Origin of the sequence: Nonomuraea sp. NPDC049784 (genome assembly GCF_040659615.1) — a bacterium.
Classification (GTDB): domain Bacteria; phylum Actinomycetota; class Actinomycetes; order Streptosporangiales; family Streptosporangiaceae; genus Nonomuraea.
On record NZ_JBFAMX010000052.1, the window covers coordinates 1 to 19,650 of the forward strand.

At 69.9% G+C, this 19,650-nt stretch carries 17 protein-coding genes; 13 read left to right on the forward strand and 4 right to left on the reverse strand.

Annotated features, from left to right (window positions below):
• From AB0J09_RS14500 to AB0J09_RS14555, 12 genes are all read left to right on the forward strand, one after another.
• Positions 1-1,249, forward strand: a 1,249-nt coding sequence (locus AB0J09_RS14500; protein WP_360689945.1) for a UvrD-helicase domain-containing protein, incomplete at its 5' end; no start/stop codon positions are given.
• A 119-nt stretch (positions 1,250-1,368) separates the two neighbouring features.
• Positions 1,369-3,153 carry a sigma factor-like helix-turn-helix DNA-binding protein gene (locus AB0J09_RS14505; protein WP_360689947.1) on the forward strand — a complete coding sequence of 595 codons (1,785 nt, stop codon included), beginning with the start codon at positions 1,369-1,371 and terminating at the stop codon, positions 3,151-3,153.
• 66 nt (positions 3,154-3,219) lie between these two features.
• Positions 3,220-4,575 carry a cysteine--tRNA ligase gene (gene cysS / locus AB0J09_RS14510; RefSeq protein ID WP_360689949.1) on the forward strand — a complete coding sequence of 452 codons (1,356 nt, stop codon included), beginning with the start codon at positions 3,220-3,222 and terminating at the stop codon, positions 4,573-4,575.
• Positions 4,576-4,973: 398 nt separating this feature from the next.
• The gene (locus AB0J09_RS14515) at positions 4,974-7,460 is read left to right on the forward strand and encodes a penicillin acylase family protein (protein WP_360690009.1); all 2,487 of its coding nucleotides are present in this window, start codon (positions 4,974-4,976) and stop codon (positions 7,458-7,460) included.
• A 234-nt stretch (positions 7,461-7,694) separates the two neighbouring features.
• The gene (locus AB0J09_RS14520) at positions 7,695-8,531 is read left to right on the forward strand and encodes a hypothetical protein (RefSeq protein WP_360689951.1); all 837 of its coding nucleotides are present in this window, start codon (positions 7,695-7,697) and stop codon (positions 8,529-8,531) included.
• A 107-nt stretch (positions 8,532-8,638) separates the two neighbouring features.
• Entirely contained in the window at positions 8,639-9,544 is a 906-nt protein-coding gene (gene mshB, locus AB0J09_RS14525; RefSeq protein WP_360689953.1) for an N-acetyl-1-D-myo-inositol-2-amino-2-deoxy-alpha-D-glucopyranoside deacetylase, read from the forward strand.
• 11 nt (positions 9,545-9,555) lie between these two features.
• Entirely contained in the window at positions 9,556-9,978 is a 423-nt protein-coding gene (locus AB0J09_RS14530; protein ID WP_360689955.1) for a DUF6113 family protein, read from the forward strand.
• 18 nt (positions 9,979-9,996) lie between these two features.
• The gene (locus tag AB0J09_RS14535) at positions 9,997-10,491 is read left to right on the forward strand and encodes a flavin reductase family protein (protein WP_360689957.1); all 495 of its coding nucleotides are present in this window, start codon (positions 9,997-9,999) and stop codon (positions 10,489-10,491) included.
• Positions 10,492-10,783: 292 nt separating this feature from the next.
• Positions 10,784-11,203, forward strand: a complete 420-nt coding sequence (locus AB0J09_RS14540) for a hypothetical protein (RefSeq protein ID WP_360689959.1) — start codon at positions 10,784-10,786, stop codon at positions 11,201-11,203.
• A 15-nt stretch (positions 11,204-11,218) separates the two neighbouring features.
• Positions 11,219-11,518: a hypothetical protein gene (locus AB0J09_RS14545; protein WP_360689961.1), complete on the forward strand. Its 300-nt coding sequence runs from the start codon at positions 11,219-11,221 to the stop codon at positions 11,516-11,518.
• A 272-nt stretch (positions 11,519-11,790) separates the two neighbouring features.
• Positions 11,791-12,252, forward strand: a complete 462-nt coding sequence (locus tag AB0J09_RS14550) for a hypothetical protein (RefSeq protein WP_360689963.1) — start codon at positions 11,791-11,793, stop codon at positions 12,250-12,252.
• Between the two features lie 33 nt (positions 12,253-12,285).
• Entirely contained in the window at positions 12,286-14,349 is a 2,064-nt protein-coding gene (locus tag AB0J09_RS14555; protein ID WP_360689965.1) for a prolyl oligopeptidase family serine peptidase, read from the forward strand.
• A 1-nt stretch (position 14,350) separates the two neighbouring features.
• On the opposite strand, the gene AB0J09_RS14560 is transcribed toward AB0J09_RS14555, so the two are convergent.
• Both AB0J09_RS14560 and AB0J09_RS14565 read right to left on the reverse strand, forming a co-directional pair.
• On the reverse strand, positions 14,351-14,605 hold the full coding sequence (locus AB0J09_RS14560) for a hypothetical protein (protein ID WP_360689967.1): 255 nt from the start codon (positions 14,603-14,605) through the stop codon (positions 14,351-14,353).
• Positions 14,606-14,667: 62 nt separating this feature from the next.
• A complete protein-coding gene (locus AB0J09_RS14565) occupies positions 14,668-15,099 on the reverse strand; it encodes a MarR family transcriptional regulator (RefSeq protein ID WP_360689969.1) in 432 nt (143 codons plus the stop codon).
• Positions 15,100-15,166: 67 nt separating this feature from the next.
• Here AB0J09_RS14565 and AB0J09_RS14570 point away from each other — a divergent pair, with 67 nt between their 5' ends.
• Complete coding sequence (locus AB0J09_RS14570) at positions 15,167-16,045, forward strand: MBL fold metallo-hydrolase (protein ID WP_360689971.1); 879 nt, start codon at positions 15,167-15,169, stop codon at positions 16,043-16,045.
• A 3-nt stretch (positions 16,046-16,048) separates the two neighbouring features.
• Here the strand turns inward: AB0J09_RS14570 and AB0J09_RS14575 are convergent, their stop codons facing one another.
• Positions 16,049-17,806 carry an ABC transporter ATP-binding protein gene (locus tag AB0J09_RS14575; protein WP_360689973.1) on the reverse strand — a complete coding sequence of 586 codons (1,758 nt, stop codon included), beginning with the start codon at positions 17,804-17,806 and terminating at the stop codon, positions 16,049-16,051.
• 16 nt (positions 17,807-17,822) lie between these two features.
• A complete protein-coding gene (locus AB0J09_RS14580; protein ID WP_360689975.1) occupies positions 17,823-19,511 on the reverse strand; it encodes an ABC transporter ATP-binding protein in 1,689 nt (562 codons plus the stop codon).
• Positions 19,512-19,650 lie beyond the last annotated feature (139 nt).

Sequence of the window (19,650 nt, forward strand, 5' to 3'; positions counted from 1 at the left end):
CGACGAGGAGACCGGCCCGATCGACCCCGAGGACCTGCACGCGGCGCTGCGGCGCAGCCCCGACAGGGCGGTGTTCGTCGCCGACAAGGTGGAGCTGGATCGGGTGCTCGGGGCCCCCGAATGGTGCACGTTCCTGCAGCCGCCGCAGCACCGGCTGGCCAGGGCAGGCCGCTACGAGTACCCGGTGCTGGTCGTGGGCGGGGCGGGCACCGGCAAGACGGTGGTCGCCCTGCAGCGGGCCGCCCATCTGGCCGCGCATGGGTCGGGCCCCGTGTTGCTGGTGACGTTCACACAGGGGCTGGCCGAGGATCTGTCGGCTAAGCTCGACCTGCTGATCGAGGATGAGGTGGTCCGCAAGCGGGTCGAAGTGGACAACACCGAACGCCTGGCCCTGCGCATCGTGGCCGACGCGGAGGGCCGCCGCCCGGCGCTGGTCGGCCCAGGGGCGCGCACGCTGGCCCAGCTGACGGACGAAGCGCTCAGGCTGCTCTCCCTGGCGACGGGTGACCTGCTCGACGACGTGGATCCCGGGCGCAAGCCGTACCGTCACATCGTCGTGGACGAGGCGCAGGACGTCAGCCCGGCTCAGTGGCGGCTGCTGCGCGCGGCGGTGCCGCGGGCGGCCGATGACCTGTTCGTGGTCGGTGACCCGCACCAGCGGGTCACCGACACGCGGGTGACGCTCGGCGCGGTGGGCATCCCCGCCGTGCAGCACACGCTCAGGATCTCCTACCGGCTGCCCCAGGAGCTGCTGTCCTTCGCGGTGCGGATGCGCGGCGGCCCGGCCAGCGGCCTGGTCAGGGGCATGACCGATATGTACGGCTTCCGCTCGACGCGCAACGGCAACCGCCCGATCGTCAGGGCGTACGACACACCGGAGTCGGAGCTGGCCGGGCTGCGCAGCACGGTCGAGTCGTGGCTGGCGGACGGCGTGCCCGCGGACGAGATCGCCGTCGGCGCCCGCACCTCGCGGCTGGTCCGCGAGGCCAGGCGGGCGCTGGACGGCCTGGACGTGCAGGCGTCGACGTTCCAGCATCTCAAGGGACTGGAGTTCGAGCGGGTGGCGCTCATCGGCGTTGCGGAGGGCGTGGTGCCCGAGCCGTCGCCGGAAGAGCCCCCCATAGATCTGGACGTTCGGGCTCGTGCCCTGCAGCGCGAACGGAGCATACTGTTCGTCGCCTGCACGCGTGCGCGTGCGATGCTCTATATCTCCCATTACGGAAGAGGCAGCCCGTTTTTGTCACTCTAATCACATAGTCTGAACTGCGGATATATCTTCCCATTGCCGGTTGGACCTCAATGAACCTCAGCCTGAGCGACCTCGCGCCACCCCTGCGATGGACCCCCCCTGGTCAAATCGCGCCGATCGTGGAGGAGCCACAGCTGCCAGAGGCCTGGTGGCAGGCGATCCCCCTCGATCGCGCGTGCGCCATCGCCGGGACGCAGACCGTGGCCGGCCACCTGGCCGACCTCGCTGTGGCCTACTGGGGTCATCTGATGGTCGGCGACATCCTTCCGTTGCTGCGCTTCTCCGACCCGCCCGAGTCCGAGCGGACGCCGGAGATGCTCGGCAAGGACATGGTGCAGAAGTTGTTCATCGGCGTGTTCGAGCGGCTGCTCGAGCCCGCGTCCGAGGCCGTGCCCACGCCGTCCAGGCCGTCCAGGCCGGACAGGCCGCTGCCCGAGCTGATCGACGAGCTGTTCGGGGCACTGGACGACCGGCAGCGGGCCATCGCCCGCGACCGGCTCTACGCGGCGCAGCGGGCCACGCTCGACGAGCTGGCGCAGCGCTTCTCGGTGACGCGCGAGCGGATCAGGCAGATCGAGCGCGACCTGCGCGATCATGTGGACGCCTGGCTCGGCAAGCCGGAAGCCGCCGCCCTGGTGGCGCACGTCGCCTGGCTGCGCGGTCGGCTGGGGTCCGCGGTCCCGGCCGACGACCTCCAGGTCGCCGTTCCGTGGCATCGCACCGAGCTGCGCTCGCTGGGGATCCCGGCGTGGCGGTTCGTGCGTACGCTGCTGACCGGCTACGAGCAGGCCGACGGCTGGCTCGTGGCGGGCGGCGCGGACGAGCTGAGGGAGAAGACGCGGCAGCTCTTCGCCGACGGGCCGCGGCCGATCGGCGAGGCGGTGACCATGGTCGCCCAGCTCGGCGTGCGCGAGGACGTGGCCGAGCGGTGGATCCTGGCCGTGCCGCAGCTGCGCGTGCTCGGCCAGCACGTGGTGCCGTGGCCGCGCAGCATCAACGAGAAGGCCGAGGCGGTGCTGGCGGTGGCGGGCGCTCCGCTGTCGCCGGAGGAGATCCAGGAGCGCATCGGCGAGGACTACAGCCTGGTCGGCATCCGCAACCAGCTCACCGCCGACGAGCGCTTCCGCCGGGTCGACAGGAACAAGTACGGCCTGACGCGGTGGGGCGGCGACGAGTACCTGGGGATCAGGGAGATGATCGCCAGAGAGATCGAGCGCGCCGGGGGCGAGGCCTCGGTGAGCACGATCGTGACGAACCTGACCTCGAAGTACGAGGTCAGCGAGAGCTCGGTGCGCGCGTACTCGGGCGGTCCCGGGTTCGAGCGCACGCAGCGGGGCTGGATCAGGGTGGCGGGCACCTCGCCGAGCGGGGAGTCGGAGCCGTACCAGCCGCGTAAGGACGTGTCGGAGACGCGGCGCAGCTTCCGCTCCCGCGACGGCCGCTGGTGGCACCGGGTGGATGTCAACGCCGAGCACCTGCGCGGGTCCGGTTCGCCGCTGCCCACCGGCTTCGCGGCGTACCTGGGGATGGCGCCGGGCGGGCAGCTCACCGCCTCGACCCCGTCCGGGGACGTCGTGATCAGCTGGCACAACCAGCCGACCATGGGCTCGATCCGCAACGTGCTGGCCGACTTCAAGGCGAGCGAGGGCGACCACGTCTTCCTGACCGTGTCGGACGGCGGCGAGCTGCTGACCCGCTATCTGCCTGCCGCGCCGGTCGGGATGCCGCCGGTGAACCGGGCCCTCTACCTCATCGGCTACACCGCTCCCGTCAGCTCGGAGATCGAAGGGCTGCGGCTGATCGGGGCCAGGATCGGGATGCCCGACACGTCCACGCGCGAGGAGGTGCTCGGCAGGCTGCGCGAGCGCGGCGACCGGGACATCCTCGGCTTCCTCGGCAGTTGAGCTCTCCGTCGGCGGTTGAGCCCTTCCTCAGCGGTTGAGCCCTTCGTCGGCGGTTAAGCTCTGAGGATGCTCCGGATCTACGACACTCGCGCCAGGCAGGTCGAGGAGATCGCCGCGGGGCGGGCGTTGCGCATGTACACGTGCGGTCCGACCGTCTACCGCCATGCGCACGTGGGCAACCTCCGTACGTACCTGCTGTCCGACCTGATCAGGCGAGTCCTCGAGCGGCGGCGGGTACGCGTGCTGGCCTGCCAGAACATCACCGACGTCGGCCACCTGACCGACTCGGGCGCCGACAAGGTCCTGGAGCAGGCGCAGGCCGAGAAGCGGTCGGTGCGTGAGCTGGCCCGCTTCTACGAGGACGCCTTCAGGGACGACACCGCGGCGCTCAACATCCGCCCGCCGGAGCACACGCCGCGGGCGAGCGAGACCGTCGACCTGATGATCGAGCTGATCGCCAAGCTGGTCGAGCAGGGGCACGCGTACGCGGTGCCGGACGGGTCGGTGTTCTTCGACGTACGAACATTTCCCGCTTACGGCGATATTTCTGGAAATCGCCTGGATTCGCTCAAGCCTGCCCACCGCACCGACGCTGTGGACCCCCGCAAGCGCTTCCACGCCGACTGGGCGCTGTGGAAGCCGTCCGGCGGCGAGCTGACGTGGGACTCTCCGTGGGGCCGCGGCTTTCCCGGGTGGCACGTGGAGTGCTCGGCCATGTCGCTGCGCTTCCTCGGCTCACGCTTCGAGGTCCACGTCGGCGGGATCGACCTGCGCTTCCCTCATCATGAGGACGAGCGGGCCCAGTCCAACTCGGCGGCCGGGCACGAGGTCGTGCGGCACTGGGTGCACGGGGAACACCTGCTGTTCGACGGGCGCAAGATGGCGAAGTCCACGGGAAACGTGGTGCTGCTGTCGGACGTGGTCTCGGCCGGTCTCGACCCGCTCGCGGTGCGGATGGCGTTCCTCGAGCATCGGTATCGGCAGCAGCTGAACCTGACCTGGGACACGTTGGGGGCCGCGGACCGGACGGTGCTGAGGTGGCGGGCGCGGGTCGCCGAATGGTCGGAGTCGCCCAGCGCGCCGATGGCCTCCGAGTACGTGGAGCGGGTCGAGTCGGCCTTCGACGACGACCTGGACACGCCGTCCGCACTGCGGATCCTCCGGGAGCTGGAGCGTGACCCGTCGGTGGCGCCCGGGGCCAAGTTCGAGACGTTCCTGCATGTGGACCAGATGCTGGGGCTGGACCTTTCCACGGAGATCGGCAAGGCGCGGGTGCTGCCTCCGGGCGCCGGGGAACTGCTGGAGTCTCGCGCCCGGGCGCGGGGGGCCGGCGACTGGGAGGAGTCGGACCGGCTGCGGGACCTGCTGGCGGAGATGGGGGTCCGCGTCTCGGACACCCCCGACGGCCAGACCTGGTCCTGACAACCCCCGCACCCCGCCGCCGCACGACATCATCCAGTCCGTCCTTTCGCCGAGCCCACCGGCGCCGGGTCGACGAGAACGCAGCACGGCGGCACGGGACGACGCGGCACGGGGCGGGACGACGCGGCACGGCGCTCACAGCGCCCAGCTGACAGCCCCTCACCGCGCCCCAGCACACTCCACCCACGCGCCAAGAGCAAAAGCCGCGCCCGCAGCCGGCCCAATCCGCTCATGCGGCAAGACGGGTGCGGTGGGTGAGGTGGCCGTTCTCGACCGTAATCGCCGCCCGAAAAGTCCTCCGCCGAGGGTTGTAAACCCGGCCGGAGGAGTGATCCCGGGCTGACAGACTTAGTGCCAGTTCGGCAGTGATGGAGGTGTCGGTGAGGCCCTACGCGTGGATGCCGCGGCCGTTGCGGTGGTTCGCTCGGGTGTTGTCCGTCCTTGTCGCACTGGCCCTGGTGCTGGCAGGGGTGCTCGTCTACACGGTGCGGAGGTCGTTCCCGCAGGTGGACGGGTCGTTACGGCTGCCGGGCCTGAACGGAAATGTGGAGATTTATCGGGATAAATCGGGAATCCCGCACATCTACGCCGACACCGCCGCGGATCTGTTCATGGCGCAGGGATTCGTTCACGCCCAGGACCGCTTCTACGAGATGGACTTCCGCCGCCACCTGACCTCCGGCCGCCTCTCGGAGCTCTTCGGCAAGGCCACGGTCGACAACGACAAGGCCATCAGGACCATGGGCTGGCGCAGGGTCGCCGAGCAGGAGCTGCCCGAGCTGTCCCAGCAGACCCAGGACTACCTGAACGCGTACGCGAAGGGCGTGAACGCCTGGCTCACCGCCAACCCGAACGCGTCCGACCGCAGCCTCGAATACTCCATCCTGAAGATCCAGAACGGCGGCTATCAGCCGGAGAAGTGGACCGCGGCCGACTCGGTGGCCTGGTTGAAGGCCATGGCGTGGGACCTGCGTTCCAACATGGAGGACGAGATCGACCGCGCGCTGGCGCTGACCAAGCTGCCCAAGGAGCGGGTCGAGCAGCTGTACCCCGACTACCCGTACGACCGCCACTCCCCGATCGTCACCGAGGGCACCATCGACCAGGGCCGCTTCGACCAGCACGCCGAGCCGCGGATTCGCGCCTCCCGGGTGCTCTCCCAGGCCGCCAGGACCCTGGACGCCGTGCCGAGCACGATGGGCACCGAGGACCGCGAGGGCATCGGGTCGAACTCGTGGGTGATCTCCGGCGAGTACACCAAGAGTGGCAAGCCGCTGCTGGCCAACGACCCGCACCTGTCGCCGCAGATGCCCTCCGTCTGGTACCAGGCGGGGCTGCACTGCAGGAAGATCACGGAGGAGTGCCCGTACGACGTGACCGGGTTCACGTTCTCGGGCGTTCCCGGCGTGGTCATCGGGCACACGGACAAGATCGCGTGGGGCTTCACCAACCTGGGGCCCGACGTGGCGGACCTCTTCCTGGAGCAGGTGCAGGGCGACACGTACCTGTACAAGGGCCAGCAGGTGAAGCTGGAGACCAGGCAGGAGCAGATCAAGGTCGCGGGCGGCGCCCCGGTCACGATCACCGTCAAGAGCACGCGGCACGGCCCGTTGATCAACGAGGTGATGGACGACGCCCAGCCCAGCGGCGAGGCCAACGCGGTGGCGCTGCAGTGGACGGCGCTGGCGCCGGGGAAGACGGCCGACGCCGTCTTCGCGCTGAACAAGGCGGGCGACTGGGGGGAGTTCAAGGCCGCGGCGGCGCTGTTCGACGTGCCCTCCCAGAACCTGATTTACGCCGACACCACGGGCAAGATCGGCTACCAGGCTCCGGGGCGCATCCCCGTACGGGAGACGGGCGACGGCACCTGGCCGGTCCCGGGATGGACGGGCGAGTACGACTGGAAGACGGCCCCCATCCCGTACGACCAGTTACCTTCGGTGGAGAACCCGGCGGACGGGTTCATCGTCACGGCGAACAACGCCGTCATCGACCCGAAGCGCTACAAGCCCCTGCTGACCAAGGACTGGGCGCACGGCTACCGCTCCCAGCGCATTCGCAACCGCATCAAGGAAGCGATCAAGAAGGGCCCGATCGACGCGACGACCATGTCGGCGATCCAGCAGGACACGTACAACGGCTTCGCGGAGACGCTGGTCCCGGCCCTGATGCGGGTGGACCTGGCGGGGCCGAGCGGCGAGGCCAGGCAACTGCTGAAGACGTGGGACCGTACACAGGGTCTCGGCTCCACCCCCGCGGCCTACTTCAACGCCGTGTGGCGCCAGGTGCTCATGCTGACGTTCAACGACGATCTGCCGGAAGGCGCCAGGCCCGCCGGAGGGGACCGGTGGTATGACGTCGTCGGGCGCCTGCTCGACCTTCCGAACGACCCCTTCTGGGATGACGTGACCACGAAGAACCACAAGGAGACCCGCGACGACATCCTCCGCCAGGCGCTGGCCTCGGCGTACCAGGAGCTGTCCGACCGGCTCGGACCGGAGGTCAAGTCCTGGCGCTGGGGGGACCTGCACCAGTTGGAGCTGGTCAACGGCTCGCTGGGGACGTCGGGGATAGGGCCGGTGGAGGCGCTGCTCAACCGCGGGCCGTTGGCTGTGGCGGGGAGCAAGGACGCTGTCAACGCCACGGGTTGGAACGTTCAGAGGGGGTACGACATCACCGCCGTGCCGTCGATGCGCATGATCGTCGATCTGTCGGACCTGGACAAGTCCCAGTGGATCAACCTGACGGGCGCGTCGGGGCATGCCTTCCACGACAACTACTGGGACCAGGCGGAGGCCTGGGCGAAAGGCGTACTGCTGCCGATGTACTCGAAACCTGAGTCGATCAAGAAGGCGGCCGTCCACACCCTCAAGCTCACCCCCTGACCGAGGACCGGGCCCGAGCGCATCCCGGAACGCACGATCGGCCGGGCCCGAACCAACCCCGGAACACGCGACCGGGCCGGGCCCGAACAGCGCCATTCGCCAGGTCCGAGCGCAGGCCGGGATGTACGACCTGGGTCCGGCGCCGCACACCCCCGGCCGTACGACCACGGTTGTAGAGACGATCCAAACCCTGGGCCGACGCACCGCACCCCGCCCTCCTGCCAGCATGGCGCCATGAATCGCCTCTGGTACCTCATCGGAGTCCTGCTCGTGCTCGCGGGCCTCGTTCACCTGGGCGTGTTCGTCGTGGACGGCGGGCCGTGGGAGGGCGCGGTGTCGTGGCGCAAGCCGTTCACGTTCGGCGTGTCGTTCGGGCTGAGCGTCCTGACGCTGACGTGGGTCTCCCAGTTCGTACGGCTCCGCGCCCGCTCGCTCCTGGTTGGCGCCTTCGCGGCGGCGTCCACGTTAGAGGTGGCTCTGATCACCGTCCAGGCGTGGCGGGGCGTCCCGTCCCACTTCAATATGGAGACCGCCTTCGACACCACCATCGCGAGGACCCTGGCGGTAGGCGGCGGTGTCCTCATCGCCATCACGATCACCATGACAATCGCCGCATTCCGCCCTAATCAGGACGTCACGCCGAGCATGCGCCTGGCCGTACGCGCAGGCTTCGCCACCCTGCTCGCCGCCATGGCATTCGGCGCCATCATGATCGCCCGCGGCGTCCTCGAGGTGGTGACGGGCAATCAGCAGCTCGCGTATACGGTGGCCACCACGCTGAAGCCCGCCCACGCCGTGTTCATGCACGGCGTCCTGCTCCTTCCGGCCCTGTCCTGGCTCCTGTCCCGCGCCCTGCCCTCGGAGGCCGCCCGCCTCCGCTGGATACGCCTGGCCACCTGGCTCTACGTGACCGTGGCCGGCGCCGTCTCCGCGCTGACCCTGGCGGGCATCACCGTCGTCACGCCGTCCACCGCCTCCCTCCTGTGCGCCGCCGCCGTCTCGGGCCTGGCCATCGCCGCGCTCGCCCTGGGCACGCTGAAGGCGCCGCCAGGACGGCCGCACGGGTCATGAAGCAACCGGATGCAGTGTCGGCCTCACAGGTCAGGAAAGGGACCTGCGGCCTGGCGAGAAGCCGCTCCCTCCAGGGAGCGGGGGACGCACTGTTACCCTCTTGCCTTGTGACTGATCGACGCCTGCTCCTCGTGCACGCACATCCTGACGACGAGTCGATCGGCACCGGCGCGACCATGGCCAAATACGTCGCCGAGGGCGCCCACGTCACGCTGGTGACCTGCACGCTCGGCGAGGAAGGCGAGATCATCCCCAAGGATCTCGCCCATCTGGCCGCCGACCAGGACGACGCGCTCGGGCCGTACCGGATCGGCGAGCTCGCCGCCGCCTGCCAGGCGCTCGGCGTCGAGGACCACCGCTTCCTGGGCGAGCCCGGGCGCTGGCGCGACTCCGGGATGATGGGGGTCGCGTCCAACGAGCACCCGAAGGCGTTCTGGCGCGCCGACCTCGACGAGGCGGCGGGGGAACTGGTCAAGGTCATCCGAGAGGTACGACCCCAGGTGCTCGTCACGTACGACGACAACGGCTTCTACGGGCACCCCGACCACATCCAGGCCCACCGGGTTTCACGCAGAGCGTTCGAGCTGGCGGCGAACCCGGACTTCGGCGAGGGCGAGCCGTGGCAGATCGCCAAGTTCTACCACACGGCCCTGTCCCGATCCGGCATGCGGCGCACGTCGGAGGCGCTGCGCGAGGCCGACGTCGACTTCCTGATCGAGGATGTGGACGACATGCCGTTCGGCACCGCTGACGAGGACATCACCACCGAGATCGACGCCCGCCCGTGGATCGGCAACAAGCTGGAGGCCATGCGGGCGCACGCCACGCAGATCAGCGTGGACGATCCCTGGTTCGCGCTGTCCAACAACGTCGGCCAGGAGGTCCTGGGCGTCGAGCACTACACGCTGGCCTTCGGCGTGCCCGGCCCCCCGGTGCCCGGTCCGCCCGTTGAGGCGGGCGGACTCGGTGAGCCGCACAACCGCGAGAACGATCTATTTGCCGGCATCGACTAACCTCGTGCGACATGGAACATCGCAGCCAGGCCGAGTCGGCCCTGGGTGGGGCGGCGTACGGCATGCTGTTCGTGCTCGGTGTCGTCATGGGAGTCGTGGGCGGTTTCACGCATTCGGATCCGGCATCGCAGACCGGGCCCGTTCCCGTTCCCGCGATCGGATGGGTGCTGGCGTTGCTGGTGGTCTGCCTGGGGGCGGGAAGGCTTATGCGGTCCAGGCTCGCGGCCTTCGTGACGGCGCTCGGATGGCTGCTGGTGACGATGCCGTTCGCGCTGAAGCTGGGCGCGGGCGACCTGGTGATCGCGGATGGTCCGCCCGGGTACGTGTACCTGTACGGAGGGTTGGTGGCCGCTGTGGCTTCCTATCTGCTTTCGCCCACATCAAGGGGTGGATCGTGGCTCTTGCATGGGTACCCTCAGAAGAACTCTATGTAGAGGCATAAAGTAGCGTTCGTGCATTCGATCGAGCGGCCGGTGGACCCGGCAACGTACCGCAAGGTAGTCGGCCGCTTCGCCACCGGAGTCGCGATCGTCACGACCAGGGTGGGCGATGTCGATCACGCGATGACGGTGAATTCGTTCACATCTGTCTCCCTCGACCCGCTCCTCGTGCTGTTCTGCGCCGAGAAGGTGGCGCGCTTTCATGACGCGGTGATGGAGGCGGGGGTGTGGGGTGTGTCCGTGCTGCCCGCGTCCATGGAGGACGCCTCGCGTTTCTTCGCCCACCGGGGGAGGCCGTTGAACGGGCAGCTCGCGCGGTGGTCGCATCATTGGGGCGAATCGGGTGTGGCGTTGTTCGACGAGGCCATCGCCACGATCGAGTGCGCTACGACGGCCGTGCACGATGGCGGGGATCACTCGATCGTGGTGGGCGGAGTGACGGCGCTGAACACGCCCTCGGACGGGACACCGCTGCTGTACCACGACGGGCGGTACAGGACGCTCTAGGCCGCGGCGCGTGGGTGGGTGCGGCTTGGCTGTGAGCCGCGCCGAGTCGGCCCAGGTGACCGTGCGGATGCCCGCGGTCCCCGTGTGAGCCGAGTCGGGCCACCTGATCGTGCGGATGCCCGCGGTCCCGTATGAGCCGGACCGGGCCACGTGGCCGTGCGAATGCGCGCTGTCCCCATGTGCGCCGGGCGGCCGTGCGGCCGTGCGGATGCGCGCGGTCCGGGCATGAGGCGGGCCAGGCGCTTGGCCTGGCCCGCTCACTGGTCGCCTCCCGTGACGTTACTGGGCGGGAGTGCTGGCCGATTCCGACGGTGTCGTGGTCGGGGTCTCAGACGGGCTCTCCGTCGGGACGCTGGAGTCGGTCGGCGCGGCTGTGTCCGTCGGGGTCTCCGAGGGGACCTCCGTCGGCGACTCCTCCGCCGGCGGCGGGCAGACAGGGATCTCCGGGGAGCTCTCCGTCGGCGTCGCGCTGTCGGTGGGGACGTCGGTCGGTACCGTGGTCGAAGTCTCCGTCGGGGTTTCGGTCGGGGTTTCGGTGGGAGTTTCGGTCGCGGTGTCAGTCGGAGTCGCGGTGTCAGTCGGAGTCGGGGTCGGGGTGTCGGTCACCGTCGGGCTCGTCGTAACCGGCGGGGAATCCGTGCCGGTCGGCGTCACCGACTCGGTCGGGACGTCCGTCGGCGCGAGGGTTTCCGTCGGCTCAGCACTCGGCTGACAGGTGAACGTCTCCGTGACCGTCGGGCCGGGTTCGGTGACAGTGACGGTCGGGCCGGGCTCGGTAACAGTGACCGTCGGAACGGGCGTCACGCTGACGGCCGGTTTGCCACGTTTCTTGTACGTGCCCCAGCCGAGCCTCTTCGCGGACTCGCCCGAGCCATCGGCGACAAGGATGTTGACGCTGGTCGTCTTGCACGACCTGCCCTTGCAGACCTTCTGCTTGACCGAGAAGAGGGCGGCTTCCGCATCCGTGATGGACACATTTAAGAAGGAAACGCCGCGGCTCTTGACTACCTTCGTCGTTGCGGTGTAATCCCCGGCTGTGGGGCTCTCCGTTGGGGTCAGACTCGGGGTGGGGGCGGTTGTTAACGCCACCTCCGCACCTAGAGCGCCTAGTCGGTTGTCAGTGGATCGTAGGGGATCGGACGCTGACGTCTGGGTGATCGCGACTCCGCCGGCTCCTGCCAGTGCGACGGTGCCGAGCAGCGCGCCCAGGATGGAGAATCTCATAATCCTGCTCTTGTAGGAGATTTCAGGACGGGGGCCATTATTCCGACTTGTCAAGATTGGTCAAGGGTGGGACGCATGGAGACGCGCTTCCGGTTCCGCCGCGCGGCGAACTACATCAATCTCGCCACTCCGCTCGGTCTGCTGGTCTCGTTCATCGGCGGCGCGACCAGGCAATCTGGCCCCAATGGGCTCATCCTGGCCTTCGGCTACCGTTACCGCTTCCCCATCGCAGGAGCGTTCACGGTGGGCAACGTCGTCCTGACCAGGTGGAACGCGCTGGACGACCGCCTCATCCTCCACGAGGACCGCCACGCCACCCAGTGGGCCTGGTGTGTCGGCCTGCCCATGCTCCCCCTCTACCTCCTGTCGATGCTCGTCTCGGTGCTGGTCTGCGGCCACCAGGCTTCGTACAACGTCTTCGAGCGGCTGGCCGACCTGGAGGACGGCGGCTATCCCCGGGCCGCACTGTGGTGGCGGCGGCGGAAGAGTGTGTGTAAGGGACGCGGGAGCGCGGCGAGACGACTGCCACCCGCATGAAAGCAGTGACTCCCCAATGGCAGGATTGGGGCCATGAGCGAGAGCTTCCCGCGCCTGTCTGCCAGGACCCGCCGGTTCACCCTCGGGGTGCCCAGGGGCTTCACGATCTCCCCGGACGGCGGCCGGGTGGTCTTCCTCCGTACGAATTCGGGCACCGATCCGGTGACCTGCCTGTGGGAGCTCGACACCGACACCCACGTCGAGCGCCTGGTCGTGGACCCGCGGGCGCTCCACGGCGACGAGGAGGATCTGCCGCCCGAGGAGCGCGCCAGGCGTGAGCGCAGCCGGGAGGCCGCGGGGGGCGTGGTCGCGTACGCGACGGACAAGGACGTGACGCGGGCCTGCTTCGCGCTGTCCGGCGCGCTCTACGTCGTCGATCTGGCGAGCGGCCAGGTGCGGCGGCAGGACACCCCGGGCGCGGTCATCGATCCCCGCCTGTCGCCTGACGGGCGACATGTCGCGTACGTCGCGGGCGGGGCCCTGCGCGTCCAGGACCTCGTCACGGGCGAGGACCGCGCGCTGGCCACGCCGGAGTCGGAGACCGTGACGTACGGGCTGGCCGAGTTCATCGCCGCCGAGGAGATGAGCAGGATGCGCGGCTACTGGTGGGCGCCGTCCAGCGACGCGCTGCTGGTCGAGCGCGCCGACGAGGCCCCGGTCCAGGTCTGGCACATCGCCGACCCGGCCAACCCCGACCGTCCGGCCTCGGACCAGCGCTATCCGGCCGCCGGCACGCCCAACGCCGTCACCGAACTCTTCGTGCTGGGGCTCGACGGGTCGCGGGTCGCGGTGCCGTACGAGGAGGAATACCTCACGACGGCGGCCTGGGACCCCCACGCGCTGTCGATCGTGACCCTGACCCGCGACCAGCGGACGATGCGGCTGTTCACGGTCGATCCGGCGACCGGCGCGTCCACGCTGGTGCGCGAGGACAGCGATCCCGCCTGGGTCGACATCGTCACCGGCGTGCCCGCGCACCTCGACGACGGTTCGCTGGTGTGGGTGGCGAGCTCCGGGGGCGGCAACCGGCTGTTCGTCGGCGACCGCGCGGTCACGCCGCCCACACTGCAGGTGCGGGCGGTGCTCGACGTCGATCATGACAGCGTGCTGTTCAGCGCGAGCGGCGACCCGACCGAGATCCACCTGTGGACCTGGGACGGGCATTCGCTGCTGCCCGTCTCGACCCGTTCCGGGGTGTTCTCGGGGCGGATGGCGGGCGGCGTGGGCGTGCTGACCGAGCAGAGCCTCGACTCCGAGGGCGTGTCGACCACGGTGGTGCGGCGTGACGGCATGGCGGTGCCGATCCCGTCGTTCGCCGAGCGACCGGGCCTCGACCTGCGGGTCTCGCTCGGCCGTTCCGGCCGTCGCGAGCTCGCCACCGCCGTGGTACTGCCCTCGTGGCACGAGCAGGGCTCGCGGAGGCTGCCGGTCCTCATGGATCCGTACGGCGGCCCGCACGCGCAGCGGGTGCTCAACCGGCGCGGCGCGTTCCTGGAGAGCCAGTGGTTCGCCGAGCAGGGGTTCGCCGTCATCGTGGCCGACGGGCGGGGCACGCCTGGCCGGGGTCCCGAGTTCGAGCGGACCGTGCTCAACGACCTGGCGACCCCCGCGCTCGAGGACCAGATCGACGCCCTGCAGGGTGTGGCTGAGCAGTACCCCGACGACCTCGACCTGACGAGGGTGGCCATTCGCGGCTGGTCGTTCGGCGGGTTCCTGGCCGCGCTGGCGGTGCTGCGGCGGCCCGACGTGTTCCAAGCAGCGGTGGCGGGGGCGCCGGTGACGGACTGGCGGCTGTACGACACGTGCTACACCGAGCGATACCTGGGCCATCCGGACGAGCAGCCCGAGGTGTACGAGAAGTCCTCGTTGTTCGCGGACGCCGCCAAGCTCGAACGCCCGCTGCTGCTGATCCACGGCCTGGCCGACGACAACGTGGTGGCGGCCCACACGCTGCGCCTGTCGTCCGCGCTGCTGGCGGCCGGGCGGCAGCACAGCGTGCTTCCGCTGTCCGGGGTGACGCACATGACGCCGCAGGAGGTCGTGGCAGAGAACCTGCTGCTGCTCCAGGTCGACTTCTTGAAGAGGTCGCTGGGCTGACCTAGGCGCGGAGGGCGTCGAGCGCCCGGGACACGGTCAGGGCGACGACCACGGTGCCGCCCTGGACGATCATGATGACGTACGACGGGACGTACAGCAGGGTGAGCTGGCCCTGAACGACGGCCAGGATGAGCACGGCGAGCACCGTGCCGCCGATGGGGCCACGCTCACCGTAGGCGATGGCGCCACGCTCACCGGTGACTGCCGGTGAGCCGCGCTCACCGTTCAGACTCACGCCGCCCAGGCCCACTGCCATCTGCTCACGTTGCTGATGTTCGCAACGCCGCCCCACCGCTGCAAGATCCAGCGAGTTGCGGGCTATCGCAACGCCCGCAGGAGGAGCTCGCTGAGTGCGGCCTGGTCCTGCGGCGTGAACTGTGCCAAGGGAGAGTCCTCGGTCAACAGCGCGAGCAGGCGTTCGCGGAGTGCGGCGCCTTCGGGGGTCAGGACGAGTTGCTTGGCACGGCGGTCGTTCGGGTGCGGGCGCCGTTCGACGATGCCCTGCTCCTCCAGCCGGTCGACGACGAACGTGGCGTTCGACGGCTCGCACGCCATCCGGTCGGCCAGATCACGCATGGTCAGCGGACCGCTGAGCTCGCGTAGCGCCACCGCTTGGGCGGCGGTCAGGTTGAGGGCGCCGGCCCGCTCCCTGATGTGGCCCTCGATCTGCCTGGCCACGGCGTTGACGAGTCCGCACAGGTTTCGCTCGGCAGCGGCCAGTGCCTCGCTGGTGGGCTCGGACCGGGTCATGACAGGAAGGATATCTCAACCATGCATATTTGCAATTTGAATAGTTCTAGTTGTAAGTTTTGCCGCCATGAGCACTGACGAAGAGCGCCTGCGCCGGCCGTCCCCCGTCCGTTCGCTGGAGCTGGGTGAGTTCAAGCTCAGCTATGTGCCTGACGGCGTGGTACGCCTGAAACCGCGCGGATGGCTGCCCGGCACGACGGAGCAGGACTGGAAGGACAACGCCGCCTTCCTCGACGACACGGGGAACTTGGTGGCCACCATCGGCGCACTGCTGGTGGAGTACGGCGAGAGAGCGCTGCTGATCGATGCCGGGCTGGGACCGCTGTCCCAGCCCGACGATCCGGACAACCCACTGATCGGCGCGCTCGGTGGCGGCGAGCTGCTCGACAACCTCGCCAAGCTGGGCCGCCGCCCCGAGGAGATCGAGGCGGTGGCCTTCACCCACCTGCATGTCGACCACATCGGCTGGGCCTGGCACCCCGCGCCCGGCAGCGACCGGCCCGCGTTCAGCGGGGCTGGCTATCTGCTGGCCGAGCCCGAATGGAACCTGCGCCACCTGCGCAACGCACCGGAGACGACCGACGAGATGCTGGCCGCGCTCGCGCCCCGCGTGCGCACTGTGCGCGAGGACGAGGAGATCTTCCCGGGGGTCCGGGTGCTGCCGACTCCGGGGCACACGTCCGGGCACACCACGTACACGATCACGTCCGGCGACCGGCGGCTGATCGCTTTCGGCGACGCCCTGCACACCGCGGCCCAGATCCGCCACCCGGAGTGGTCCGCCGCCGCGGACCTGGACTCGGCGGAGTCGGCCGTGCACCGGCACCGGCTGGTCAAGGAGCTGCAGCGGCCGGACACGATCGGCTTCGGCGTGCACTTCGCCGATGTGGTGTTCGGCCGCGTGGACGACACAGCCGACGGACCGGCCTGGGTGCCCGTGGCGTAGGGGTCAGGAGCGGGTGGTCGTGGGTGTGCCGTGCCAGCTGGTCCACAAGGCCGCGTACGAGCCGCCCTTCGCCACCAGCTCCTCGTGCGGCCCCAGCTCGCTGATCCGCCCATCCTCCACGACAGCCACCCGGTCGGCATCGTGCGCCGTGTAGAGCCGGTGAGCGATCGCGATCACCGTACGTCCATCCAGTACGGCGGCCAGCGACCGCTCCAGGTGCCGGGCCGCGCGAGGGTCGATGAGCGAGGTGGCCTCGTCCAGCACCAGGGTGTGCGGGTCGGCGAGCACCAGGCGGGCGAGGGCGAGCTGCTGCGCCTGCGCGGGCGACACCGCCAGGCCGCCGGAGCCCACCTCCGTCTCCAGTCCCGCGCCCAGGGCAAGCACCCAGTCCAGCGCGTCCACCGCCTCGAGCGCCTTCCGCACGGCCGCGTCATCGGCGTCCGGGCGGGCGATCAGCAGGTTGTCCCGCAACGAGCCCTTGAACACGTGGTGCTCCTGCGTGACCAGAGCCACGTGGCCCCGCAGCTCGTCCAGCGCCAGATCCACGAGCGGCACCCCGCCCACGGTCACCGATCCGGTACGCGGCCCGTGAATGCCCGCCAGCAGCCGCCCCAGCGTGGACTTGCCGGCCCCGGAAGGGCCCACCATGGCCAGCCGTTCCCCGGGCCGGACGGTCAGGGACACGCCGTGCAGCACGTCGCGGCCCTCGCGGTACGCGTACCGGACGTCGGCCGCCTCCAGCAGCTCCCCTGAAGGGCGCGAGGCGCCGGTCACCCGGTCGTCGGGCACGTTGGACACGCCCAGCAGCCGGGCCATGGACGCCCCGCCCACCTGCAGCTCGTCGATCCACATCAGGAACCTGTCCAGCGGGTCGATCAGCTGCTGCGCGTAGAGCGTGGCGGTGGCCACCTGGGAGAGCGCCACCCACCCGTTGGTGTAGAACAGGCCGCCGACCAGCACCGTGGCCACCACCGGGATCACGTATCCCAGCTCGACCGCGGGATACCAGGTGGTGCGGAGCCCGAGCGTGTAGCGCTCGGCCGCAAAGGAGCGGCTGATGTCGCCGTCGGTACGCGATCGGCGGCGCTCATGAAGCCGGAGCGCCTCCACGGCCCGGGCGCCCTCGACGGTTTCGGCAAGCCCTTCGGTCATGTCGGCATAGGCGGCGTTCTCGCGGAGATAGCCGTCTCGCGCCCGTTTCAGGTACCAGCGGGTGGAGATCCAGATCACCGGCCCGGCGATCAGCATCGGCAGCATGAGCAGGGGGCTGACCAGCAGCAGCGCGCCGATCGTGATCAGGAAGGTGACCAGGGCGATCAGCGTCTCCGGCACGGCGTTCCGTACGGTCCGGGACAGCGAGTCGACGTCACGGGAGGTGCGCGTGATCAGGTCGCCGGATCCGGCCCGCTCGACCGTGGACAGCGGCAGCCCGAGCACCCGGTCCACGAACTCCTCCCGGAGCTCGGCCAGCACCTTCTCGCCGAGCTTGGCCGAGGCCAGCACCGCGTACCGCATGAGTGCGCCCTGCAGCAGCAGGAAGCCTCCGATGGCGGCGGCCACGACGGCGACGTTGACCTCGACGCCGTACTGGAGGTCCTCCACCAGCCCGCCGAGCTGCCACGGCACGACCAGCCCCGCGACGGCCGCCAGCCCGTGCAGGGCGAGCGCGATGGATAGCTGGCGCGGGTAGCGGAGCGTCAGCCGCCTGGCGTACGCACGCACCTGTTTCCGGTCGGCGACCGGCAGGATCTCACGAGCCATGCGGCATCACTCGGGTTCAGTCCTCTCCACGGGTCACGGTCGCGGCGTATTCCCGCGAGTCGTCCAGCAGCTGCCGGTGCGTGCCCTCCGCGAGCACCCGCCCGTCCTCCACGTAAACGACGTGGTCGGTACGGTCGAGCACCAGCGGGCTGGTCGTGCAGATCAGCGTGGTCTTCCCGGCCCTGGCCTTGGCCAGCCGTTCGGCGATGCGGGCCTCGCTGTGGGCGTCGACGGCGCTGGTGGGCTCGACCAGGATGAGCACCTCCGGGTCGGCCAGCAGCGCCCTGACCAGGCGCAGCCGCTGCTGCTGCCCGCCCGAGAACTCCCGCCCACCCTCGGCCACCGTGGCGGAGAGCCCGTCGGGCAGCGCCTCGACGATGTCCTCGGCACAGGCCGCGTACAGGGCCTGGCGCACCTCCTCATCGGAGGCCTCGCCGCGCACGTCCAGCTCGTCGCGCAGGCGGCCGGTGAACAGCCGGGCGCCGTTGTCGGCGACCAGGATCCGGGAGCGGACCTCCTCGATGGGCAGCGCGGACAGGTCGGTCGCCCCGAACATGACGTCGCCGTCGGCGTAGCGGCCGAGCCGGTCGGCGATGGCGATGGCGTCCTCGGGCGCGTTCGCGGCGACCGCCGTGAGGCAGCCGGGCTGGAGGGTGACGCCGCTGTACGAGTCGCGCAGCACGCCGCCCGGGCTGCTCCCGATGCCGCCGGTGACCTCGGGCTCGATGGACAGGATCCGGATCACGCGCCCGGCCGCCACGTGGCCCTTGGTGAGCTTGTCGGCGGTCTCGGTGAGCGTGCGCATGGGCCCGATCAGGAATACGGCGTAGAGGTAGAAGGCGACCAGCTGTCCCGTGGGGATCTCCCCGGCTACGGCGAACGAGGCGCCGATGCCGGTGACGACCGCGACGAGCAGGCCGGGCAGCACGATCTGGGCGCCTTCGAGCACCGACTCGACCCCGGCCACGCGTACCCCGGCCCGCCGGACCCGCTGGGACTCCTCGCGGTAGCGCTGGGTGAAGACCTGCTCCCCTCCGATGCCGCGCAGCACCCGCAGCCCGGCCACGATGTCGGCGGCCCTGGTGGACAGGTCGCCGGTCAGCTCACGCTGCTTGGCCTGCCGCCTGTGCAGGGGCCTGAGCAGCGGCCCGACGGCGACGGCCATGAGCGGCACGCCGAACAGGACCAGCAGCCCCAGCGGCAGCGAGGTCGAGATGAGGATCACGGTGACGGTGACGATCGCCACGACGGAGCCGGCGCCGCGCAGCAGGATGTCCATGGAGCTGCCGATGTGGGCGATGTCGGAGTTGCCGACGCTGACGACCTCGCCGGTCGAGAGCCGCTTCGGCAACGTGGCGCCCAGCCCGGCGGCCTGCCTGGCGGTCAGCTGCACGGTGCGGTACGCGGCGGCCAGCCAGTTGTAGACGGCCATCCGGTGCCGCATGATCCCGGTGAACGCCTGCAGCAGCCCCAGCACGAACAGGATCGACGCCCAGAGCAGCAGCGCCCCGGTGTCCTTGGCGGTGATCGCCTCGATCCCCTTCCCGAGCACCGCCGGCATCAGCGCCTGCACCAGCCACCACAGCGTCGCGAAGCCGATGCCCGCGAGAAGGGGCACGGCCTGCCGCCGCGCGTTCCACCACAGGTAGCGGAGCGGGCTGCGGATGTCGGGCACGCCGGGATCGGCTTCAGGAAGGGAGCGCATGGCCTGACAAGGTTGACAAGGCATCGCCCTGCCCGGCAAACGGTTTTCCCCGGGACGCGTACGCAGGCAGCGCCTCAGGCACGTGACCTTTACGAAGCTCAGGCATACACCCTGTGTAACAGAGGGTCACTATCTGTGA

Excerpts from the sequence above, each read along its gene's own strand:
- AB0J09_RS14580 (WP_360689975.1), bottom strand. The coding sequence starts at position 19,511 with ATGCGCTCCCTTCCTGAAGCCGATCCCGGCGTGCCCGACATCCGCAGC.
- AB0J09_RS14575 (WP_360689973.1), bottom strand. The coding sequence starts at position 17,806 with ATGGCTCGTGAGATCCTGCCGGTCGCCGACCGGAAACAGGTGCGTGCG.
- AB0J09_RS14530 (WP_360689955.1), top strand. The coding sequence starts at position 9,556 with ATGGAACATCGCAGCCAGGCCGAGTCGGCCCTGGGTGGGGCGGCGTAC.
- cysS (WP_360689949.1), top strand. The coding sequence starts at position 3,220 with ATGCTCCGGATCTACGACACTCGCGCCAGGCAGGTCGAGGAGATCGCC.
- AB0J09_RS14565 (WP_360689969.1), bottom strand. The coding sequence starts at position 15,099 with ATGACCCGGTCCGAGCCCACCAGCGAGGCACTGGCCGCTGCCGAGCGA.
- AB0J09_RS14515 (WP_360690009.1), top strand. The coding sequence starts at position 4,974 with ATGCCGCGGCCGTTGCGGTGGTTCGCTCGGGTGTTGTCCGTCCTTGTC.
- AB0J09_RS14560 (WP_360689967.1), bottom strand. The coding sequence starts at position 14,605 with ATGGCAGTGGGCCTGGGCGGCGTGAGTCTGAACGGTGAGCGCGGCTCA.
- AB0J09_RS14570 (WP_360689971.1), top strand. The coding sequence starts at position 15,167 with ATGAGCACTGACGAAGAGCGCCTGCGCCGGCCGTCCCCCGTCCGTTCG.
- AB0J09_RS14550 (WP_360689963.1), top strand. The coding sequence starts at position 11,791 with ATGGAGACGCGCTTCCGGTTCCGCCGCGCGGCGAACTACATCAATCTC.
- AB0J09_RS14555 (WP_360689965.1), top strand. The coding sequence starts at position 12,286 with ATGAGCGAGAGCTTCCCGCGCCTGTCTGCCAGGACCCGCCGGTTCACC.
- AB0J09_RS14520 (WP_360689951.1), top strand. The coding sequence starts at position 7,695 with ATGAATCGCCTCTGGTACCTCATCGGAGTCCTGCTCGTGCTCGCGGGC.